This window comes from Humisphaera borealis (assembly GCF_015169395.1).
Lineage (GTDB): Bacteria > Planctomycetota > Phycisphaerae > Tepidisphaerales > Tepidisphaeraceae > Humisphaera > Humisphaera borealis.
Map to the genome: position 1 here is coordinate 2932658 of NZ_CP063458.1, position 18020 is coordinate 2950677.

The 18020-nt window shown below is 63.5% G+C and carries 15 protein-coding genes; 4 read left to right on the forward strand and 11 right to left on the reverse strand.

From position 1 onward, the window contains the following. Positions 1 to 201: 201 nt before the first annotated feature. On the forward strand, positions 202 to 693 hold the full coding sequence (locus IPV69_RS10905) for an acyl-CoA thioesterase (RefSeq protein ID WP_206295139.1): 492 nt from the start codon (positions 202 to 204) through the stop codon (positions 691 to 693). A 30-nt stretch (positions 694 to 723) separates the two neighbouring features. Here IPV69_RS10905 and IPV69_RS10910 read toward each other — a convergent pair whose 3' ends face one another. The 6 genes from IPV69_RS10910 to IPV69_RS10935 form a co-directional block, all read right to left on the reverse strand. Further along, positions 724 to 1149 (reverse strand): hypothetical protein, encoded by a 426-nt coding sequence (locus tag IPV69_RS10910; protein WP_206295140.1) that lies wholly within the window; start codon positions 1147 to 1149, stop codon positions 724 to 726. 88 nt (positions 1150 to 1237) lie between these two features. Then, positions 1238 to 2449 carry a hypothetical protein gene (locus IPV69_RS10915; protein ID WP_206295141.1) on the reverse strand — a complete coding sequence of 404 codons (1212 nt, stop codon included), beginning with the start codon at positions 2447 to 2449 and terminating at the stop codon, positions 1238 to 1240. Between the two features lie 106 nt (positions 2450 to 2555). Next, positions 2556 to 4139: a hypothetical protein gene (locus tag IPV69_RS10920; RefSeq protein WP_206295142.1), complete on the reverse strand. Its 1584-nt coding sequence runs from the start codon at positions 4137 to 4139 to the stop codon at positions 2556 to 2558. Further along, positions 4136 to 5197 (reverse strand): methyltransferase, encoded by a 1062-nt coding sequence (locus tag IPV69_RS10925; protein WP_206295143.1) that lies wholly within the window; start codon positions 5195 to 5197, stop codon positions 4136 to 4138. Before IPV69_RS10925 ends, IPV69_RS10920 begins: the two co-directional genes overlap by 4 nt. Positions 5198 to 5242: 45 nt before the next feature. Continuing rightward, complete coding sequence (locus tag IPV69_RS10930; RefSeq protein WP_206295144.1) at positions 5243 to 5791, reverse strand: hypothetical protein; 549 nt, start codon at positions 5789 to 5791, stop codon at positions 5243 to 5245. Positions 5792 to 5914: 123 nt separating this feature from the next. Continuing rightward, the gene (locus tag IPV69_RS10935) at positions 5915 to 7300 is read right to left on the reverse strand and encodes an alkaline phosphatase family protein (RefSeq protein WP_206295145.1); all 1386 of its coding nucleotides are present in this window, start codon (positions 7298 to 7300) and stop codon (positions 5915 to 5917) included. A gap of 330 nt (positions 7301 to 7630) precedes the next feature. On the opposite strand from IPV69_RS10935, the gene IPV69_RS10940 reads away from it, so the two are divergent. After that, positions 7631 to 8299 carry a hypothetical protein gene (locus tag IPV69_RS10940; RefSeq protein ID WP_206295146.1) on the forward strand — a complete coding sequence of 223 codons (669 nt, stop codon included), beginning with the start codon at positions 7631 to 7633 and terminating at the stop codon, positions 8297 to 8299. Positions 8300 to 8975: 676 nt separating this feature from the next. On the opposite strand, the gene IPV69_RS10945 is transcribed toward IPV69_RS10940, so the two are convergent. Next, entirely contained in the window at positions 8976 to 9830 is an 855-nt protein-coding gene (locus IPV69_RS10945; protein WP_206295147.1) for a hypothetical protein, read from the reverse strand. A 673-nt stretch (positions 9831 to 10503) separates the two neighbouring features. On the opposite strand from IPV69_RS10945, the gene IPV69_RS27925 reads away from it, so the two are divergent. Next, the gene (locus IPV69_RS27925) at positions 10504 to 10620 is read left to right on the forward strand and encodes a hypothetical protein (protein WP_390884407.1); all 117 of its coding nucleotides are present in this window, start codon (positions 10504 to 10506) and stop codon (positions 10618 to 10620) included. 155 nt (positions 10621 to 10775) lie between these two features. Here IPV69_RS27925 and IPV69_RS10955 read toward each other — a convergent pair whose 3' ends face one another. Together IPV69_RS10955 and IPV69_RS10960 are read right to left on the reverse strand one after the other, a co-directional pair. Further along, on the reverse strand, positions 10776 to 12206 hold the full coding sequence (locus IPV69_RS10955) for an SEFIR domain-containing protein (protein ID WP_206295148.1): 1431 nt from the start codon (positions 12204 to 12206) through the stop codon (positions 10776 to 10778). Positions 12207 to 12475: 269 nt separating this feature from the next. Then, positions 12476 to 12979: a hypothetical protein gene (locus IPV69_RS10960; RefSeq protein ID WP_206295149.1), complete on the reverse strand. Its 504-nt coding sequence runs from the start codon at positions 12977 to 12979 to the stop codon at positions 12476 to 12478. Positions 12980 to 13065: 86 nt separating this feature from the next. Here IPV69_RS10960 and IPV69_RS10965 point away from each other — a divergent pair, with 86 nt between their 5' ends. Then, positions 13066 to 14304: an ISL3 family transposase gene (locus IPV69_RS10965; protein WP_206290508.1), complete on the forward strand. Its 1239-nt coding sequence runs from the start codon at positions 13066 to 13068 to the stop codon at positions 14302 to 14304. 363 nt (positions 14305 to 14667) lie between these two features. On the opposite strand, the gene IPV69_RS10970 is transcribed toward IPV69_RS10965, so the two are convergent. After that, positions 14668 to 15474, reverse strand: a complete 807-nt coding sequence (locus IPV69_RS10970) for a hypothetical protein (RefSeq protein WP_206295150.1) — start codon at positions 15472 to 15474, stop codon at positions 14668 to 14670. Positions 15475 to 16764: 1290 nt separating this feature from the next. Next, entirely contained in the window at positions 16765 to 17757 is a 993-nt protein-coding gene (gene galE / locus IPV69_RS10975; protein ID WP_206295151.1) for a UDP-glucose 4-epimerase GalE, read from the reverse strand. Positions 17758 to 18020 lie beyond the last annotated feature (263 nt).

An 18020-nucleotide genomic window follows, 5' to 3' on the forward strand; every position in this document is an offset into this window, starting at 1 on the left:
GGCCAACAAGCCGACGGCGCAGCGTACCCGCGGAGCCTCGGGTGCCGGATGTCGCCTCGGGTTCGTTCGGCAAATGGCGCGGGCGATTCGGTGTTCGACGTTCGATGTTCGATGTCGCCGGGTTCGTTGGGCGATGTCGGGCCGCGAACCTCGGACGGCGAACCCCCTCCCTATCCCTCCCCCGGAGTACCGGAGGAGGAAATGGATCTCGGGTTCGTTCGGCGATGTCTTGGCGCAAGTGTCAGCCGGCTCGGTTCTGCCGGCTTGTCGGCACGGCGACTCTGGCTTAGCCTCGGCCTTGCCATGCTTGAGCACACGATCGCCATCCGCGTCCGTTACCCCGAATGCGACCCGATGGGTTATCTGCATCACAGCATCTTCCTGCAGTACTTCGAGATGGGGCGGGTGGAGCTGTTGCGGTCGCAGGGCCATCAATATGCCGAGCTGGAACAGAAAGGGTTGTTCTTCGTCGTCGTCAAGATTGAGGTCCGGTACAAGGCCCCGGCGCGGTACGACGACGAGCTGACGCTGACGACCAAAGTGGTGAAACAAACCCACGTCCGGATCGACCATGCTTACGTGCTGCGGAAGGGTCAGACGGTGCTCGCAGAGGCGACTTCGACCATCGCGTGTGTCGGGCGGGACGGGCAATTGCAGGCGATTCCCGAGTTTCTCGCCGCCCCAGCGACCTAGCGCCCGTTGCCGCCGGCATTGTCGAAGCCGTTACCGGCGCTCGGCGGCCAGGGCACGGTACTGATCGAGTGGCGGGAGTTGATCATCGCCGAGGGTCAGGGCGGTCGCCCCGCCGCGGCGGCGGTCGCGCGGTTCGACGTAGGTCGCGACAACCGAAACACGGCGACTGCTTTCGGTCACGCCGATCGTGTAGTCGATGGTGAAGTAGTACCGGTAGTTCTCGCCGTCCATGCCGTAGATGAGGTTATGGACCCGCAGGGCGCTGACGCCGGGCACGGGAAACCGCCCGGCGATCCGACCGGAGAGTTGCAACGTGTCGAGGGCGGCGAAGTTCATCCGCCATTCACCGGCGAGTTGGCGGACGGCGTCGCGTCGGCGACCGCTGCGGACGCCGTTGACGATCAGGACGACCAGCGTCGCCGCGACCAGTGCTGTCAGGAACAGATGGGGTGTCATGGACAAAGGCGTGCATCAACAGGAGCAGCCGCGCGAGTGGCGGCGGCGGAAGCGGCCGTACGGACGGCTCGTGGCACTACGCCGGCAATCACTTGCCCGGTGCCGGCTTGACCTCGGGCTTGACTTCCGGCTTGGCCGGCGGCGGCTGCGACAGGTTGATGTCTTCGTACGACGGTGCGATGACGTTCAGGCCGTTGGTCAGCCAGTCGCGGGTGGCGACAAAGCCGGCGTCGTTCGCGGTCTTGACGGCCGGCTTGAAGCCGGGCACTTCCGGGTGCGGGACGCGCGAGATCGACGCCGGCAGCATGAACCCAAGCAGTGCCGAGTTCGCCGGGTTGGCGCGGTCGATCATCAGTCGGCGGACCCCGTCGATGGTGCGGTCGGTACGTTGCAGGATGACAAAGTTGCTGAGAACCGCTTCTTCTTCATTGGTCGTGAAGAGCCGCAGCGTTTTGCTGTCGGCCGCGCCGTGGCAGCTCGACGCGGCACACCCGCTGACGATGATCTTGTTCACCTTCATCTTGTATTCGTTGAGCGCGACGGGGTCGGCCAGCAGCTTCAGTTCGGAGATCATCGCCGGCGTGCCCTGCGACAGAATGAGCGAGGCCAGCTCCGGCGGTTGAACTTTGCTGATCTGATTGGCCGGCACCAGCCCGGCATCGATCACCTGCTTGCGGAGCGCCGGCGAGATCTGCACCCGAAGCTTTTCTCCCTGCTTGATCTCCCGCAGGCGAACGCTTTGCACCTCGTCGGCCGTCAGCGTGCGGATCGCCGGGCCGGCCACCGCCTCGACCGGCTTGGTGGCGGGCTTCGTCGCCGGTACCACTTCCGGCTTAACCTCGACCTTGGGCATGAGCGCCCCGACCTGCTTTTCGAGGGCGATCAGCTCGGCGTTGTTGGCATCGATCGCCCTGCCGGCCTTGACCGCTTCGGCAGCCAGCAGCGGCTCGTTCTTGCTCAGCGCCCAGCGAGCCAGCGCGATCCGGCCCGGGACGTCCTGGCGGCCGAGGTTGGCCAGGCGGGCCTCGAACTCTTCCTTTGGCGAGTTGAAGTATGCGATCGAATCGACGGCCTGCTTGAACAGCTCGACCTTCTGGCCGTTGGCCTGGGTGATGACCACCTTGCCGGGGATCGCCTCTTCATCGACCTGGCCCTGGAAGACGTAGCCACCCTTGGCTTTGACCAGCCCGGGCTTGGGCGCGGCATCGGCGTGATGGACCAGCCCTGCGACCAGGGACCCCGCCACACACGCCACTGCTACCAGGCGCGTCCAGTTCATACGTTGCAAGCCGAAAGCCATCGATTGATCTCCTCGCAAGTGCGGCCCTCATCGTAAGTGTGGCTGGGGGAAGGGGCAAGAGATTTCGGGGCCCGGGCGACAGTTGCCGTGAATCACGGTCGTGCATCTAGACGACGTCAGGTTCGGAACTCCCGGTATCCAGGGCGGCGGCGATCGCAGCGGCGGCGGCGGCCAAGAAGTAGTAGTTCGCGAACGCCTGCTTGCTGAGGGCAAAGAAGATGAGCAACGCCGCCCCGGTCGCCCCGGCGAAGCTGGCGGCCGATCGCGGCATCCGCCAGATCGCCAACGCCTGCACGCCCGCCAGCGCCAAGAACGCCGGCCAGCCCGGCGGAATGGCGCCCGTCAGCCGGTACCAGAGGGTTTGCAAGCTGAGCGCATCGTCACGGAAAGGCTGCTGAAGCTGCAGCGCGACCGCACTGTGCCAGAACGCCGGGATATCCATCAGCACGAGCGGCAGCGTGACGACCGCGCTGACGATGAGCGATGTAACGAGGAGTTTTGTCCGAGAGAATCCGGTGTCAGAGCCTGCCTGCGAAGACCCGGACTCTCCCCGATTAGCGGTCGCACCGAAGGTGCACTCTTCCTCGCTCCTGACATCAGAAGAGTGCACCTGCGGTGCGACCGCTAATCGGGAACGATCCGGGTCTTCGTTGGTCGCTCGCCCCGTTCGCCCCCGGGGCAAGAGGAGCATCAGCGGTGCCGTCAGCGGAACGTACTGCTTGACCGCCCAGAACAGCCCGAGCGGAACGCCCGTCAGCGTCGGCCGTCGCGCCGCCACGCAGACCGTGGTCGCCAGCAGGAGCGCGACCAGAGGCTCGGTCCAGCCATTGACGATGACGAGCGGTCCGATCGGCGTGAGCAGGAACAGCCCCGCGGCCAGGCCACTGGCGGGCGATCGGCGGGTCAGCGCGATCACAGCGCCGATCAGCGTCACGCACAGCGCATGGCTATAACGGAAGTCGCCGAGCAGTAGCGTCGCCGGCACGACCGCGAACAAGCTCAGAGGAGGATAAGGAAAACCGAACAGCAGTTTGCCGTCGGCCTGCAGGCCCGGGCCGTAGTGCGGCGACATTCCGCCGGACAGGTCGGGATAGGTCATCGCGTACGGGTTGCCGCCATCGATCAGCATCTGTGCCGCCTGGTCCTGGAAGACGATCACGTCCATCGGCGGGACGGCCGACCGGACGATCGAGGCTCCGCTCACCAGGTGCGACACCAGCATCACCGCCACGCCGACAACAACCGGCCATTGGCTCGGCGACTGCCGAATCGCCGCGATGCCGCAGATCAACACCCCCGCCACGATGCCGATGACCCCGCCCAATGCCGCCGACAGCGCGTCAGGATCAATCCCGCCACCGGCGCGGAACATCGGCGCAGCCAGCAACGCCACCGCCTGCACAACGATTCCGCACACCAGGACCATGGCGAACGATCGCGACGACAGCCGCCGTTCGGCGATTCCCCTCGGATTGCCGACGGCGACGAGCGAGATCAGCGCCGCGACAACGATCAATCCGATCGCGGCCGGGTGATAGTTGCCGTCGGCGATGCGCACGGCGACGCCCACCAGCACGCACACGCCGGCGAACAGCGCCTGCCGCACGGTGGCCGAAGCGGGCGAGGACGTCGGCGCTTTCGGCGAAGCCTTCACCGCCTCTGCCGGCGATCGCTTGCGGTCGCCGCTCACCGCTTGACCCCCGCCAGCACGCCGCAATGCACCAGCGTCGGCACGACCGGCTCTGGCGTAAGCCCGGCGGACGTCAGCATCGCGCCGTACTCGGCCGCGCTGTAGGCCCGCCCTTCGGTCACGCTGAACAGCGCCGCCGAGTACAGCGCCAGCGGCAGCGGGCCGTCCATCGTGTCGTTCAGGAAGACATCATGAATCAGCAGCCGTCCGCCCGGCGGCAGCGCCCCGGCCAGCCGTCGCACCAGCACGTTACACTCGGGGATGTCCCAGTCGTGCAGGATGTTGGACAGCAGAATCGCATCGCACCCCTGCGGCACCTCGCCGGCAAACATGTCGCCGGCGCGAAGCTCGACGCGGTCCAGCAGCTGGTGCTCTTCGGCGAACTCCCGGGCGACCTTCAGCACCTCGGGGCGGTCCCAGATGATCGCCTTGAGGCTGGGGTTGGCCCGCAGCAGCGCCAGGCTGTAGATACCCGTTCCGCCGCCGACATCGAGCAGCGTTTTCACGCCAGACAGCCTCAGCTTCGCCGCCATTGCGGGCGCAACGTTCTTCGCCCGCCCGGCTAACGCGAGCGTCAGCTTGCGGGCCGACGCCTCATGATCCATCGCCGACTCGCCAGCCCCTTCGCGAAAGGTGAACGCGGTCGTGGCGGCACCGGTGTCGGTCTTTTCCGGCGTCGCGGTGTTCTGCTTCAGCCGGCGGACCATCTCCAGCACGCCCGGCGACTCGGCCGACAGCCCGACGTAATCCCCCACGTAAAACGCCCCGCCGGGAAGCAGGTGTTCGCGGGCGATCGGCGTCAGTTCCAGCTGATCGGGCCAGCGCCCGGCGACCAGCCCCATCGCCCGCAGCGCCACCAGCAGCACCGTCGCTGGCCGCTCGGCCAGCCCGAGTGCCGACCGCAGCGCCGTCAAGGACATCGGCGCATGGGCCAGGTGCGAGAAGAGGTTCAGGTGTTCGACGGCCGCCGTGAGCAACTCGGTCCCGTAGGAGCCGCGGTAGTGCTCGAAGATCGGCGTCGGATCGGTCTGCGGTTGCGGGAGCGGTGATGGGTTCATCGGGCGGCAACGTAGCAGCGTGGCGGCGGAGTGGAAAGCGGGAAGTCATCGCGTGGGCGCTGCATCGGTTGCGGCGGCCGTCAGATCAGGCACGGTGACGGGAGAGGAAAGTGCGTCCGAAGGCGATGTTGCCGGCGACCCGGTGGAAGGGCGGGAGGCTGGCGGCGGACAGACAATTCCCATCATCGGAGCCATGATCCGCACAGGCGTTACGACAGCAGGCGCGGGGACGGGCACTACCTGCCGGCCCTGCCACGCGTTGGCGATCGCCGACATGCCGGCACCGATCAGTCCGATGCCTGTCCAGAACCTCCACCCTTTGCGCGGCCGCGTGCGGAGCGAGCTCTGATACCCGACCGGCGACGTCGCAATTGGCGTTGCCGTCATCTGCACCGCCATCCGCACACACAGCCGCCCCGCCGCCTCGCACACCAGCCGCTCGGCCTCCTCGCGCGGCATCGCCGTCAGGTCGTGAACCTGCAACTGGCACGCCTGGCAGAACCGGCTCCGATTGTCGCCGGTCATCGCGTCCCAACTCGCCGGGCAAGGGGTTTCGATCCGAAGCTGTTCGAGTGAAACACGCGGCGTGGACATAGGCGACCTCCCATCAAGCAACGAATGACTTACGCCACTGTTCGACGCCGACTGCTATGGAAAGTTCCCCGCCAACCCATGTTTCTCGACACCTTGCCACTAGCGCCCCGGGTTCGCCCCCCGTCACTCCGCCAACGCCTCCTTCAGCACCTTCCCCTGCACGTCTTTCATCTCCTGCCCCAAGAGGTGCGCGGCCGTCGGGGCGATGTCGATGTTCTCGATCACGCCGAGCCGGCCGCCCTTCTTGATTCCCCGGCCCGACGCGACGAACACCGCGTTCATCTCCGGGTTGGTGTTGATGTACCCGTGGTTGCCGATCGTCCACTTGATCGTGTCGGTCTTCACCACCGTTTCGGCGCCCGTCGCGACATTGCTGAATGCATATCCGTTGTCGGCCAGCAGGATCAGGTCCGGGGCCTGCTTTGACGTCTGCGCCGTCGGCACGCCCATCGCCGCGAAGTCCTTCGGCTCGACGATCGACGCAATCCCCTCCTGCCCCTTCAGTAGTTCAATCACCTTCGCCCGGTCGGCGGCCGCCGTCTCGGGGTTGTTCAGGTAAACCATCGCCGACCCCCCTTCTGAGAAGATCTGGGCATGGGCCCGCACCACCGCCGTCGTCGGGGCGACGGTCAGCAAGCCTGCATCGCGAAAAATCACGTTCGGCAGCACCAGCTTCCGGGCCGTCGCAAAGCCGTGATCGGCGACGATGAAGATCGTCGTCTTCTGGCGGATGCCCGCCTCATCTAGCGCCGCCAGCAGATCGCGAATGTTCTGGTCGGCCAGCGCCAGCGCCGTATACCCGGCCGGCGTTTTGGGGCCGTACTTATGGTGGATGCCGTCGGTGTTCAGGATGTGGTACGTCATGAAGTGCGGCTTGCGGGCCCGGATCGCCTGGCACGCCGCCGCCGACCAGACCGCGTCCTTCTGCGGGCTGCTCATCGCCATGAACGACTTCTGCGTCTCGTCGGGCAGCGCGCCGGCCTTTACCAGTTCCTGCCGCAGGATCGGCGACATCACACCAACCTGGTCGGGAACATCGGGGAAGTTGTCGTCGATGTTTTCGCTGCCGCGCGTGCAGGGCCAGTTGATCGCCGCCGTGCGATAGCCCAGCGGCTTAAGCAGTTCGTAAATCGTCGGCCCGGTGACCAGTTCCGCCTGCGTTTTGGCCGGCTCCACCCGCACCGGCCGGCCGGGTTCGCCGCGTGTCAACACGCCGTTAAACAGCACGCCATGCCGATCCGGCCGCACACCGGTGATCAGCGTCGTGTGGTTCGGCCAGGTGACCGACGGATTCACCGGCCGCATGCCCTCGGCAGTGGTGCCCTCCGCGGCGAGTTTGCGAATCGTCGGGATCGGCGACTGCGGGTCGTCCAGCAGGTACGCCGCGAAACCGTCGATGGTGACCACGATCACATGTGCGTCTACCGGCCCGACCGCCGCAGCCGGCGTCGCGTGGCAAACCCACAACAGTCCGAGAGTCACGATCGCCGCCAGTGCCCATCGATGCATCACAGGTCCTCCGTCTCGCGCAAAAGAAATCAAGCCCGGCGACCCCAGATACAGGCCGGCCGGCGGCCGGGACTATACGGCAGCCGAAGCCTTTTTTGTGGGTTGGTGCGGGCCTACCGCTACCAAAACAATCGAAGAGAACGCGAAGGCGCGAAGCCGCGAAGGAATCGCGAAGGCAACGCACTTTATAAAAGCTCCTCTTCGCGTCGTCTTCGCGCCTTCGCGTTCTCTTTGCTTGCGTCCCAGCGCGACGCGGCGGCGACGACGCCACAAAATCGATCGCCAGCGCGAACCCGGAAACTTTCCCGGCGTTCGTCCGTCCAATCCGCCATGAAACACGCCACCAACGCTCGTATCGTCAAGAAGGTCACCGCCTTCGCGATCGCCGCCGTCGCCAGCCTGTGGATCGGAGCGCTGCCGGCCAATGCCGCCCCCCCCGCCGAAACCCCCAAGACCGCGACCGGCGTCAAAACCACCCAGGTGACCGACACCCGCACCCTGCTCGAACGCCACAAGCAGGACAAGGCGTTGCCCGAGGGCCTGCTCATTCGCGTCAGTGCGTGCCTCGGCGCACCCGACGAGAACGCCGGCCCCAATGTTCCCCAGGGGATGAACGAAACCTGGGAGTTCTCGTCCAACGCCGTCCACCGCATCGACCTCAGCTTCAAGAACGGCGAGCCGGTCTACACTCGGGTCGAATCCCGGCCGTTCGTTTCGAAGGACCTCTGCAAGACACTGCTCGACGGCAAGGCGATTGAGATCGGGGCCCGCAAGGGCGAGGGCCCGCAGGCCGGCCTGGTGGGCACCATCTATCGCCGAGGCTCGCGCTCGATCGAAGTCGTCTGGCAGGGCAAGACGATGCTCGACCTCGGCGAAACCAACGGCCCGATGCTCCATTTCTACCGCGAGACCGACGCCAAGGCGTTCGGAGCGCTCTACGAAGCCCTGGCCGTCCAGGCCCGCGAAGTGTTCAAGGCCAAGGCCGAACCCGCCAAATAGCCGTATGATTCGCGCCACGGGCATTGCGGTGGGGCAGACATTCTTGTCTGCCGCGAGGCACGCAACGCCGGCATTCCTGCGACGCCAGCGCCAAGGTTGAACGCCGAGACGCCGAGACGCCAAGAACGCATTCGAAGGCAATGCAACTCTTGGAATCTCGGCGTCTTGGCGTTCATCACTTCTGTCGTCGGAGCAGGCCACGGCGTTCACTGAATCAAAGACGGGGAAGAGAACGATGAGCTACTCGAGCGATTCATCGGACTTGCAGGCCGCGCCGACCACCGAGAATGGCGATCGACGGCCGGGTGAGCAGGCCCAACGGGCCGTCGTTCTATAGCCCAGAGCAACGCCCTGGGACAACTGGCCCCCACGCGCTCCAGGCCTGAAGGGCCGCGATACACCGTTCGATATCCCGGCCTTTCAGGCCTGTTGGTGCCGGGTGCCATGCCCACGCAACCGATCGACATGCGGGCGGCAGTCCTGGCCTCCCGCGTGGGCATGTCGCGCGTCGCGCGATGAATGCCGAAGACATGCCCACGCGGGAAATCCGTGCGGACGTTCGAGGATGCCATCAGCGGCGTGGGCATGGCACCCACGAATCTTCCGACATCCCACCCGTCTCGTCTCGAGTCAGATTGCCCACCGCCGCCGGGTGAACCCTCTTTCGGCCGCACCGCTACGCGTCACGAATCAGCGCCTCACGGCGTCTGCGCTCGCGAACCACCAGCAGGAAGATCCCCGGGCCGAACAGCCAGACCAGCACCGTGCACCCGAAGACCAACGCCGTGTAAGAACCCCGGGCACAGTAGCAGTCGTAGTGGTCGTTCTGCGCCCGATTGGCCGCCCAGACATGGGCCGGGCCGGCGATCAGCAGTTCCAGGATCGTCCCCGCCAGCAGCCAGCGCGTCACCCGGCCGACGGCCGTCCGGTGATCGCGATCGCGCATGAACCGGTAGAAGACAAAACCCCAGATGCCCCAGCAGACGCCCATCCCGCCGATGATGAGTCCCCAGCGCGTTGCCGTGCCGATGTCGGACGGCTGCGGCGAGCGCGCGCTGTCGAACAGTATCAACGGCTGCCAGACGCCGGCCAGGTCGAGCAGCATCGCCAGCACGCCCACCGTCAGCAGCGTGCCGGCCAGCCCGGCGGCCGCGCCGGAGATCACCGCCGACCGGCCCTGCCCGTGGGTGTGCAGCGTCAGCCGTCCCCGGGGAAAGAGAAAGAACCACTGCGCCAGCAGCAGCACCACCAGGTAGCCGGCGGTTCGGATGCCCATTTGCTGGTGCAACGCCTCGTCCGACTGGTCCACGTCCAGTGGCATGACCGGCGTTCCCACAACCCCCAGTCCCAGAGACGATTCGATTTCGAAGTAGGGATTCAGCAGCAGTAACACGCCAAACGCAAACACAATCACCGCCGGCACCGCCCAGAAGATCACGCGGGCGGTCAGCTTCGCCGGCACCCGGCCGGACGACTCGTACCCGAGCAAAGTGGGCGGCGGCGGCGAACCTGGCTCGGTGGATGGGTCCATTCGTGTCGCAGCTCCAGCGTCGCAACTCCATCGGGCAACCTGCCACCCACTTATACCCGCCACGCGGCACCAGAAGCCAAGTGTCGGAGGATCAGGCATCCGGCGTCGGTCATCGGGTGCCATGCCATTCGCCCGGCGGTTTCTCCGGTGGGGCAGACATTCCTGTCTGCCGCGATCCCGCGACGCCGGCATTCCTGCCGGCTTGAGCGGGATCGCAACCGAACGACGGCGAGCTCGGCATTCCCGGGCGCGAAGTGCCGTGAGCGTGGACACCCGTGGACTTCTCTCCGGCAAGGCAATCCGGCGTTTGGCCCACCACATCGCAGCCGCTAAAGTAGCCCCATGCCGACCAAGGGGATCGATCACACCACCTGCCCGAGAGCCCGCGTTGCCCGTTCGCTATGGAGCGAGCCCGAGCAGCGCTTCGCCGACATCCTCAGGCGGGCGCTCTGGTCCCCTCCTCCGGTACGCCGGGGGAGGGCAAGGGTGGGGGTTCCGTCGATCGAATCTCCCCTGTGTTGCAAAGTAATACCAACGCCTGCAACCCCCACCCTAACCCTCCCCCGGCGTACCGGAGGAGGGGACCAAACGCCGGCTCTTCTTCTGGCAGGACGTCCTCGGCGACAAGCACTTCGACTACGTCGTCTGCACCAAGGGCACGCTCCAGCCGCTGCTGGCGGTCGAGCTGGACGACCCGCGCGTCCGCAGGCGGACGACCACCGCCGACGACGTCAAAACCACCGCCGCCCGCAAGGCGGGCTTCCCGCTTTCTCCGCGACGTCCACCTTGACCCCGGAGTTGGTGCTTCATGGCCAAGCGTCTGAGGCCGCAGCAGTCCGTCCGCCTGCAGGATTGGGCATCGTTGATCAGGTTTGGTGACTACTACCAACTTGGGGCCGGGAAACACACCCGGGTCGAGGGACATCACGCCCTCTAGGGCCGCGCTCATTTCAACGTATCCCACTTCGCGATATTCAACGCTTCCGAAATAGACAGGCGTGCAAAGAAGAATGTATCGCTATTTTCGATCTTTGATCTCTCCCTCCCCGCCTCTACGGCATTACGAAGCTTTTCGACGTCCGCAATTCCAGTAATAGTTGCAAGCTTCTGAAAATTTTTGTGCTGCGCTGCTCGAATAAAAAAAGTATGCCCTCGGCTGTAAGACGAGTATATTAGAGTCTGCGGCCACCATCGGACTTCAGGCTTAATAAACGTCATGAGAAGAACGACCAATTCGGCCTCCATGATCCTATCAAACGGTAAGTCTCCACGATCGGCCTGTCGCCTAATCAACTCTGCAGCAGGGCTTCGAAGCTTTGTACCCGGCTCCGCAAGAACGCTGTCAAGCATCTTAGAATAACCATAAAAGACGTCAAAGTTGTCAAACTGCGCAGCTCCATGTTGCTCGTCGAGTGGGCGAAGATAATGACTGGCGAATACGTCGTGGAGAACTTCAAATGATTGTGCCTTAATCAGTGCGGCGACAATGTATAGAAACGTCTCGTAGACAAATATCGAGTGAGCTTCAAACCAGTGTTCGTTATATGATCGGAGCTCACTCGGCCGCGACTTCAATGCGCGCAACCTTTCGAGACAAAGCAGAAGCGACTCGGAAAAGTCCCCAGATGGGGAACTGCCCGCTTCCAGCAAGACCCAATCAACAATATGATTGCGCACCGACCGAAGTTTTCCGCAATCCGCCAGAATTAGTTGCGCCAGGTCGCCTTGGGGCGCTTTCCTGACGCGCAATGAATCAGCATATTCCATACATGAATCTAGAAAGTCTTGCCGGTATAGCTTTAATCCCGGTTTGGCATGCAGAATAGCCTGCCTAAAATTATGAAATTTGGCAATTGCCGGGCTAGAAGGCGCTTCGGTCTCAGTCAGATATGCCGGCACCTTCCCAATTGCGGGCTTAACATAGAATGGCTTTCCATATAAAACCCGAACAAGCTGCTCCCAGTTCTCGTTTACGGCCTCAGGTGTCGAGAAGTCAATCCACTTACGAGAGCTTACAAAGGTAGGAAGGCACGGCTCACCGCTTGGATCCTTCTCGCACACAACTGGAAGGAATTTTGACTGGTCAACTTTCTCATACACTTCCTTAGAAATTATTTGGGACTCGGTCCCGACTCCGGATTTTCGTGAGTTCGCTTTCTCTGCGTAAGCTCTGTCGGAAAGAAGTAGTACATGGCTTATTGTAGCGTCAGCAACCATCTTCTCCATGAAGGCAAACTTGTCCTGTCCCTCCTTAAAGTCGTAAATATCAAGTACAACATCAACACCATCCGCTATTAGGCGATCTGCCCATTCCTTCACGGTGGCTTGATGTCCAGGTGACGACCAGCTGTAAGAAAGGAAAACCTTTGGTGTCATGTGCTCTCCGTTTAATGGATTTATCTCAAATCAGAAATCACAACAGATACTCTGGTCGGAGAGTGCTCCGGTATCACACACTCTCAATCTCGAACCGAAACAACAACTCGCGCAACGCATTATCCAACCAATCGATCTCCGCTTCCGCAGGCTCGATGAGCCTCATCCCGTGCTTGGCGTCGATCGCCTGCATCTTCGAATTACGAGGTCGGTACGGGGGTCGGATTCTCAGCCCGCGGATTCGAGGTAGGCACCTTTGCCTGAGCGCTTCAGAACATCAGGATCGCTAACACGGGAATCGCTACCAAAAGGATCACCATCTGCAGGCACCCCGGCGGTGTTACCGAGTACACCTCGCCGGTGGTCTGATTGGCGACACGAACGACCTTTCCGTTCTTTTGAGATACGCGAAGCCAATCGCCAGATCTCATCTCAAAGTCGTGCCAGGCGGCATTCGTAAATCGAATCACGTGCTCCGAGCCGGCTTCGTCGTATACGCGAATTGTGAAGTCACGAATGTTCCTCTTGCGGTCACCACGCGAGTTTTTCGCGCGGACTCTGACCAGCCAGCTACCAGCTTCTTGTCGCCGTTCTACAGTCGTTTGCGCCGGTGGCGGTGAATAAACAGGTTGGTACTGTGGAACGGGGGCGGGATACCCGAATACCTGCGTTATTGGTAGCCAATCTTGGAATCCCGGGCCAAACACTGCGGCGGCTGTCGAAACCTGACCGTTAGCCACAAACACACGGATTTCATTTGGTTCTTCTCCCATCTGCGGGGAGTGAAGGATAGGAATAGAGCAACGGCAGCCGCTGCGTATCTTGGAGTTACCAGGCTTCAAGACGCAGGAGGCTGCCGTTGTCGATCGAAGAACTTACCGCCCTCCTCGGCGGCTGGAAAGGCTATACGCTCGGGACCGTCGGACGCGTCGAACCCGGCCAGCACGGACCGACCCTTCCGGAAGTTCACCTGGAACTCCATCCCGTCCGCGACCACCCCCGCGTCTGCTCCGGCTGCGGCAAGACCTGTCGCTCGATTCATGATACCGCTGAACGCTGGGTCGACGATCTGCCGATTTTCGACGCCATGACCCGGCTGCTGGTGCATCGCGTTCGCGTCGCCTGTCCGGACTGCGGGCCGAAGGTCGAGAAGCTCGACTGGCTGGAGCCCTACGCCCGCGTGACCACCCGCATGGCCCGCAGCGTCGCGCAGCTCTGCCGGGTGCTGCCGATCAAGCATGTCGCCGACTACTTCGGGCTGAACTGGAAGACGGTCAAGAAGATCGACAAGGCCTGGCTCACGCGTACGCTCGGACCGGTCGACCTCGACGGCGTGACGAAGCTGGCGATGGACGAGTTCGCGATCCAGAAGGGTCATCGCTATGCGACGGTCGTGATCGATCCGAACTGCAAACGCGTGCTTTGGGTGGGCCGCGGCCGCAGCCGGGAGGAGGTCCGGCCGTTCTTCGAACTGCTCGGCCCCGAGCGTTGCAAACGGATCGTGGCGGTGGCGATGGACATGAACGCCGCGTACGACCTGGAGGTGCGGGAACACTGTCCCAACGCCGAGGTGGTGTACGACCTGTTCCACGTCGTCGCCAAGTACGGGCGTGAGGTGGTGGACCGGGTCCGCGTGGACGAGGCGAACAAGGTGAAAGACGACAAGCCGGCGCGGAAGGTGATTAAGGGCTCACGCTGGCTGCTGCTGCGAAACGCCGACAACATCGAGAAGGAGCAGGACCGGATCCGGCTGGCGGAACTGCTCAAGGCCAACCGCAAGCTGGCGGCGGTCTATGTGCTGAAGGACGACCTGAAAGAGCTGTGGTTCTACCGGCACGTGGGCTACGCGAAGCAGTTCTGGGATGAGTGGTACGGCAGAGCGATCCGCAGCCGGATCGATCCGCTGAAGCGGTTCGCCGGGAAGCTCAAGGGATACTTGCCGGGGATCCTGAGTCACTGCCGATTCCCGTTGAACACTAGCGTGCTGGAGGGGATCAACAACAAGATCAAGGTGATCAAGCGGATGGCCTACGGGTATCGTGACGACGCCTATTTCTTCCTCAAGATCCGCCAGGCGTTCCCCGGAGTTGGGAGATGAACCTTTCATTTTCGGTGTACGGTCCCCACTGTTGTCCGTCTACGAACACATGCCAGTCCGACGTCACCCCTTGGTTCGACATAGCGTCTCCCACTTTCGCTTCTACCCGCCGCCGCAGCCTGCTTAATCCTCCCGACTATTGCCCTATATATAGGTAGTCTACAACGTGGGTAGCCCTGTGTCATCATTGTGGCGTATTGTCGCCAATCGCAGTGACTGACACACCGCACGCTGCCATGCTTCTGCGACGCACCGTCCCGATGGTACGCAGTGCGCCGATACCCGAAAGACCACAGTTTTCGCGTCGTTCCATCCATTCGAGTTGCAACCTCGTCGTTACCGGCACAACCCACGCGAATGGGCTCACACACTCTCAATCCCAAACCGCAACAACATCCTCGGCAACACATCATCCAACCGCTCGATCTCCGCGTCCCCGAGCTCGATGAGCCTCATCCCGTGCTTCGCGTAGATCGCCTGCTTCTTTGCCTTGCGGGCTCGGTAGGCGGGGTCCGATTCTCTTCCCCAGAACTCGATGTACACGCCTTTGCCGCCGGTCCCGTGGCCGCCGGGGAGGTAGAAGTCGCAGTAGCACTCCTCCTCGATCGGCAGTCGGCGTTCGTACGCGTGTACCAGGCCCTGCATGTAGAGCCAGTTGTCGATCAGCACCTCCGCCCGGCTGCGCACCATGTGCCCGTCCTGCGTGCGGAACGTCGCCGGGAAGCGGGTGCGGAAATCGGCCGAGGCGTCTGTTGACGCGACGGGCGTCGCAAGCGGGGCCGCGCCGGCCCGGGTTGGGGCGGCTTTGCCGTTGGCGGTGGCGCGTTTTGCAGGGTCCGCCTCGCGGGCCGCGTCGGCCGACGGGGGCTCGGGCTTGCAGGCGGCTTCGGGTTCCGGGGCGGTCGCCACTTCCGCTGTCAATGCGGCCCCGCCGCCGGTCTGCTCGCCCACGCTCGAACCGAGCGCCTTGTTCGCCAGGATCGATTCCGGCCAGACGACGTAGGGCGTGCCGTTGCGCATCTCGCGGACGTTCGCGCCCAGCGCGTTGCCGGCGTCCGTCGGCACCCACCCTTTGACGTATTTCTCGACCCAGCCCAGCTCGGCGAGGATCAGGTTCATCTTGACGCTCGACAGGTTGAAGTGCCGGCCTAGCCGGGTGGACGAGAGCATGCCGGCGGGTGCCTGGTCTTCGGCGGGCTCGGGGGTGTCGGCGGTGGAAGTCGAACGGAGGGCCGAGCTTGAGCTCGGCGGTCCCGGGGGGTTGGAAGGGGCGCGCGATGCAGACGCCGGAGCCGAGCTTGAACTCGACGGTCCCGGGGGTGCTCCTGGGGGCGGTCCCGGGGACGTTCTCGGGGGCGACGGCTGGCGGCAAGTGTTGCACGCGGCTTGGCCGACCGGACGCCAGTGCCCGCACGCGGCGCAACGGACCAACTGGCCGTTGCGCTCGGCTTTCCAGTGATCGAGACAAAAAGCGTACCCTGCTTTGGTCACCCGTTGCCCGCACCCTGCCACCTGACATTCGTTCATAGACCTCGCTCCGCGGGCGGCAGTCTACACCTGCGGGCGGGTGATGTCATCGTGTCGACAGGCATGCTGTCGACAAACACCGCGGCTGGCGGAATGCCGGCCGCGGATTTTTGTTGTCATACCGAACATTATACGTACAATAAGTGCGCTGTCAAGGTCGTGACTGGCGCTGCGCTCGTGCCTTGGAGGCTGGTGGGTGTGATCCGTCTGGCTTTCGGGTCGACTCGCGATCGCAGAGTTGGGCTTGCGGTGTGGCGGCGTCCTTTTGCCCGGACTTTCGGCCCGGAGAATGACCGCCTCGGGTTCGTTCGGCACAAAGAGCCGCGCACGAAGTAAGCGGGAACGGCGCGACTTTGCGTTGACGTCCGCTCACTCAGTGCGCGGCGCTTGAACGGTCGTGCGGTTTCGGGTGACGTGATTGAGGATGGGCGGTTGGAGGATTCGCGGCTTCTGGTGTGTGACGCACCTTGCACGGCTTGGAAAGCTGTGTCACGGACAGCTGTCAGGAGGTCGCCTTGGGTTCGTTCGGCGAACTAGCCGTTGGCGCAGCGTACTCGCGACGCCCCGGGTCTGGGCGCGATCTCGGGTTCGTTCGGCCAAATCGTGGGGACTGAGGATTGACGTCTTCTGGTGCGTGACGCACCTCGCACGGCTTGGAAGGTGCGTGTCACTGACGGGGTCGCTCGGAAGGAGGTTCTTGGGTTCGTTTGGCGACGTTGCCGTGGGTTCGTTTGGCAAAGTGGATGTTGGAGGACGGGCGGTTTCTGGTGTGTGGCGCACCTTTCACGGCTTGGAAAGCCTTGTCACGGACAGCCCATCGGGCGGATCGCCTCAGGTTCGTTTGGCGGAGTGGCGCTGGGTTCGTTTGGCGGGAGGGGACGTCTATGCCGCGAACCCCCACACTTGCCCGACGCCCGACATTCAACCGTCGCCCTACTTCCCATATCCGCGCGGGTGGTCTTTGAACCAGTTCCACGCGGACTGAATGATCGACTCGGGGTTCTTATGCTTTGCTTCCCAGCCCAGCAGATCCTTGGCCCGCTTGGGGTTGGCGTACAGCGCGATGGCGTCGCCGGCCCGGCGGGGGCCGAAGGTTACCGGGACCTTTTTGCCGGTCACCTTCTCGGCCGTCGCGATGATCTCCTTCACCGAGAAACCGTTGCCGGTGCCGAGGTTGCAGAAGACGGTCTTGAGCGTGTCGAGCTTTTCCATCGCCAGGATGTGGGCGTCGGCCAGGTCGTCGACGTGGATGTAGTCGCGGACGTTGGTGCCGTCTTTGGTCGGGTAATCGGTGCCGAAGACGGTGATGCCCGGCTTCACGCCCAGGATCGCCTGGAGGATGACGGGGATCAGGTGGGTCTCGGGGTCGTGGTCTTCGCCGATGGTGCCGTCGGTGGCGCAGCCGCAGGCATTGAAGTAGCGGAGGGCGGCGAACTTGAAATCCTTCCAGCCGACCTGGAGGTCTTTGAGGACGTGTTCGACCATCAGCTTGCTGCGGCCGTATGGGCTGACGGGAAGCTGCTTTTCGTCTTCGGTGATGGGGATGGAATCGGGGTCGCCGTAGGTGGCGCAGGTGCTGGAGAAGACGAACCGGCTGACGCCGGCTTCCTTCATGGTGTCGAGCACGTTGACCGTGGTCGCGACGTTGTTCTGGTAGTACATCAGCGGCTGGTCGACGCTTTCGCCGACGTAGGCATACGCCGCGAAGTGCATGACGGTGTCGATCTTATGATCGCGCAGCGCGGCCAGGAGCTTGGGCCGGTCGTTGAGGTCGGCGATGACGGCGGGCACCTTGAGGATGTCGATGACCTCGCGGTGGCCGCGGCCGACGTTGTCGTAGATGACCGGGTTGTGACCGGCTTCCTTGAGGCGTTTGACGGTATGCGAACCAATGTATCCGGCACCGCCGGCGACCAGCACGTTCATGAGGGCAACTCCTTATGCGTCGCCGGGGCGCGGTCCCGGGGAGCGGGAGCGCAGCACGGCGTTGTTACTCTATCGGCTAACGCGGGATAACGGTCGCGGCGGGAAGGGTCAATGGGCAGAATCGGTGGGACGAACAGGTCCGTCCAGAAGATTCACCACGGAGAACACGCAGTTTACGGAGATGACGACTGAGAAAAGACTTATGAGTGAGGCGGAAAGTTATTGGTCTTGCGGGTTGCGCCATCCACACAGATGCGATATGG

Excerpts from the sequence above, each read along its gene's own strand:
- IPV69_RS10940 (WP_206295146.1), top strand. The coding sequence starts at position 7,631 with ATGAAACACGCCACCAACGCTCGTATCGTCAAGAAGGTCACCGCCTTC.
- IPV69_RS10955 (WP_206295148.1), bottom strand. The coding sequence starts at position 12,206 with ATGACACCAAAGGTTTTCCTTTCTTACAGCTGGTCGTCACCTGGACAT.
- IPV69_RS10970 (WP_206295150.1), bottom strand. The coding sequence starts at position 15,474 with ATGCTCTCGTCCACCCGGCTAGGCCGGCACTTCAACCTGTCGAGCGTC.
- IPV69_RS10930 (WP_206295144.1), bottom strand. The coding sequence starts at position 5,791 with ATGTCCACGCCGCGTGTTTCACTCGAACAGCTTCGGATCGAAACCCCT.
- IPV69_RS10915 (WP_206295141.1), bottom strand. The coding sequence starts at position 2,449 with ATGGCTTTCGGCTTGCAACGTATGAACTGGACGCGCCTGGTAGCAGTG.
- galE (WP_206295151.1), bottom strand. The coding sequence starts at position 17,757 with ATGAACGTGCTGGTCGCCGGCGGTGCCGGATACATTGGTTCGCATACC.
- IPV69_RS10960 (WP_206295149.1), bottom strand. The coding sequence starts at position 12,979 with ATGGGAGAAGAACCAAATGAAATCCGTGTGTTTGTGGCTAACGGTCAG.
- IPV69_RS10935 (WP_206295145.1), bottom strand. The coding sequence starts at position 7,300 with ATGCATCGATGGGCACTGGCGGCGATCGTGACTCTCGGACTGTTGTGG.
- IPV69_RS10905 (WP_206295139.1), top strand. The coding sequence starts at position 202 with ATGGATCTCGGGTTCGTTCGGCGATGTCTTGGCGCAAGTGTCAGCCGG.
- IPV69_RS10945 (WP_206295147.1), bottom strand. The coding sequence starts at position 9,830 with ATGGACCCATCCACCGAGCCAGGTTCGCCGCCGCCGCCCACTTTGCTC.
- IPV69_RS10910 (WP_206295140.1), bottom strand. The coding sequence starts at position 1,149 with ATGACACCCCATCTGTTCCTGACAGCACTGGTCGCGGCGACGCTGGTC.
- IPV69_RS10925 (WP_206295143.1), bottom strand. The coding sequence starts at position 5,197 with ATGAACCCATCACCGCTCCCGCAACCGCAGACCGATCCGACGCCGATC.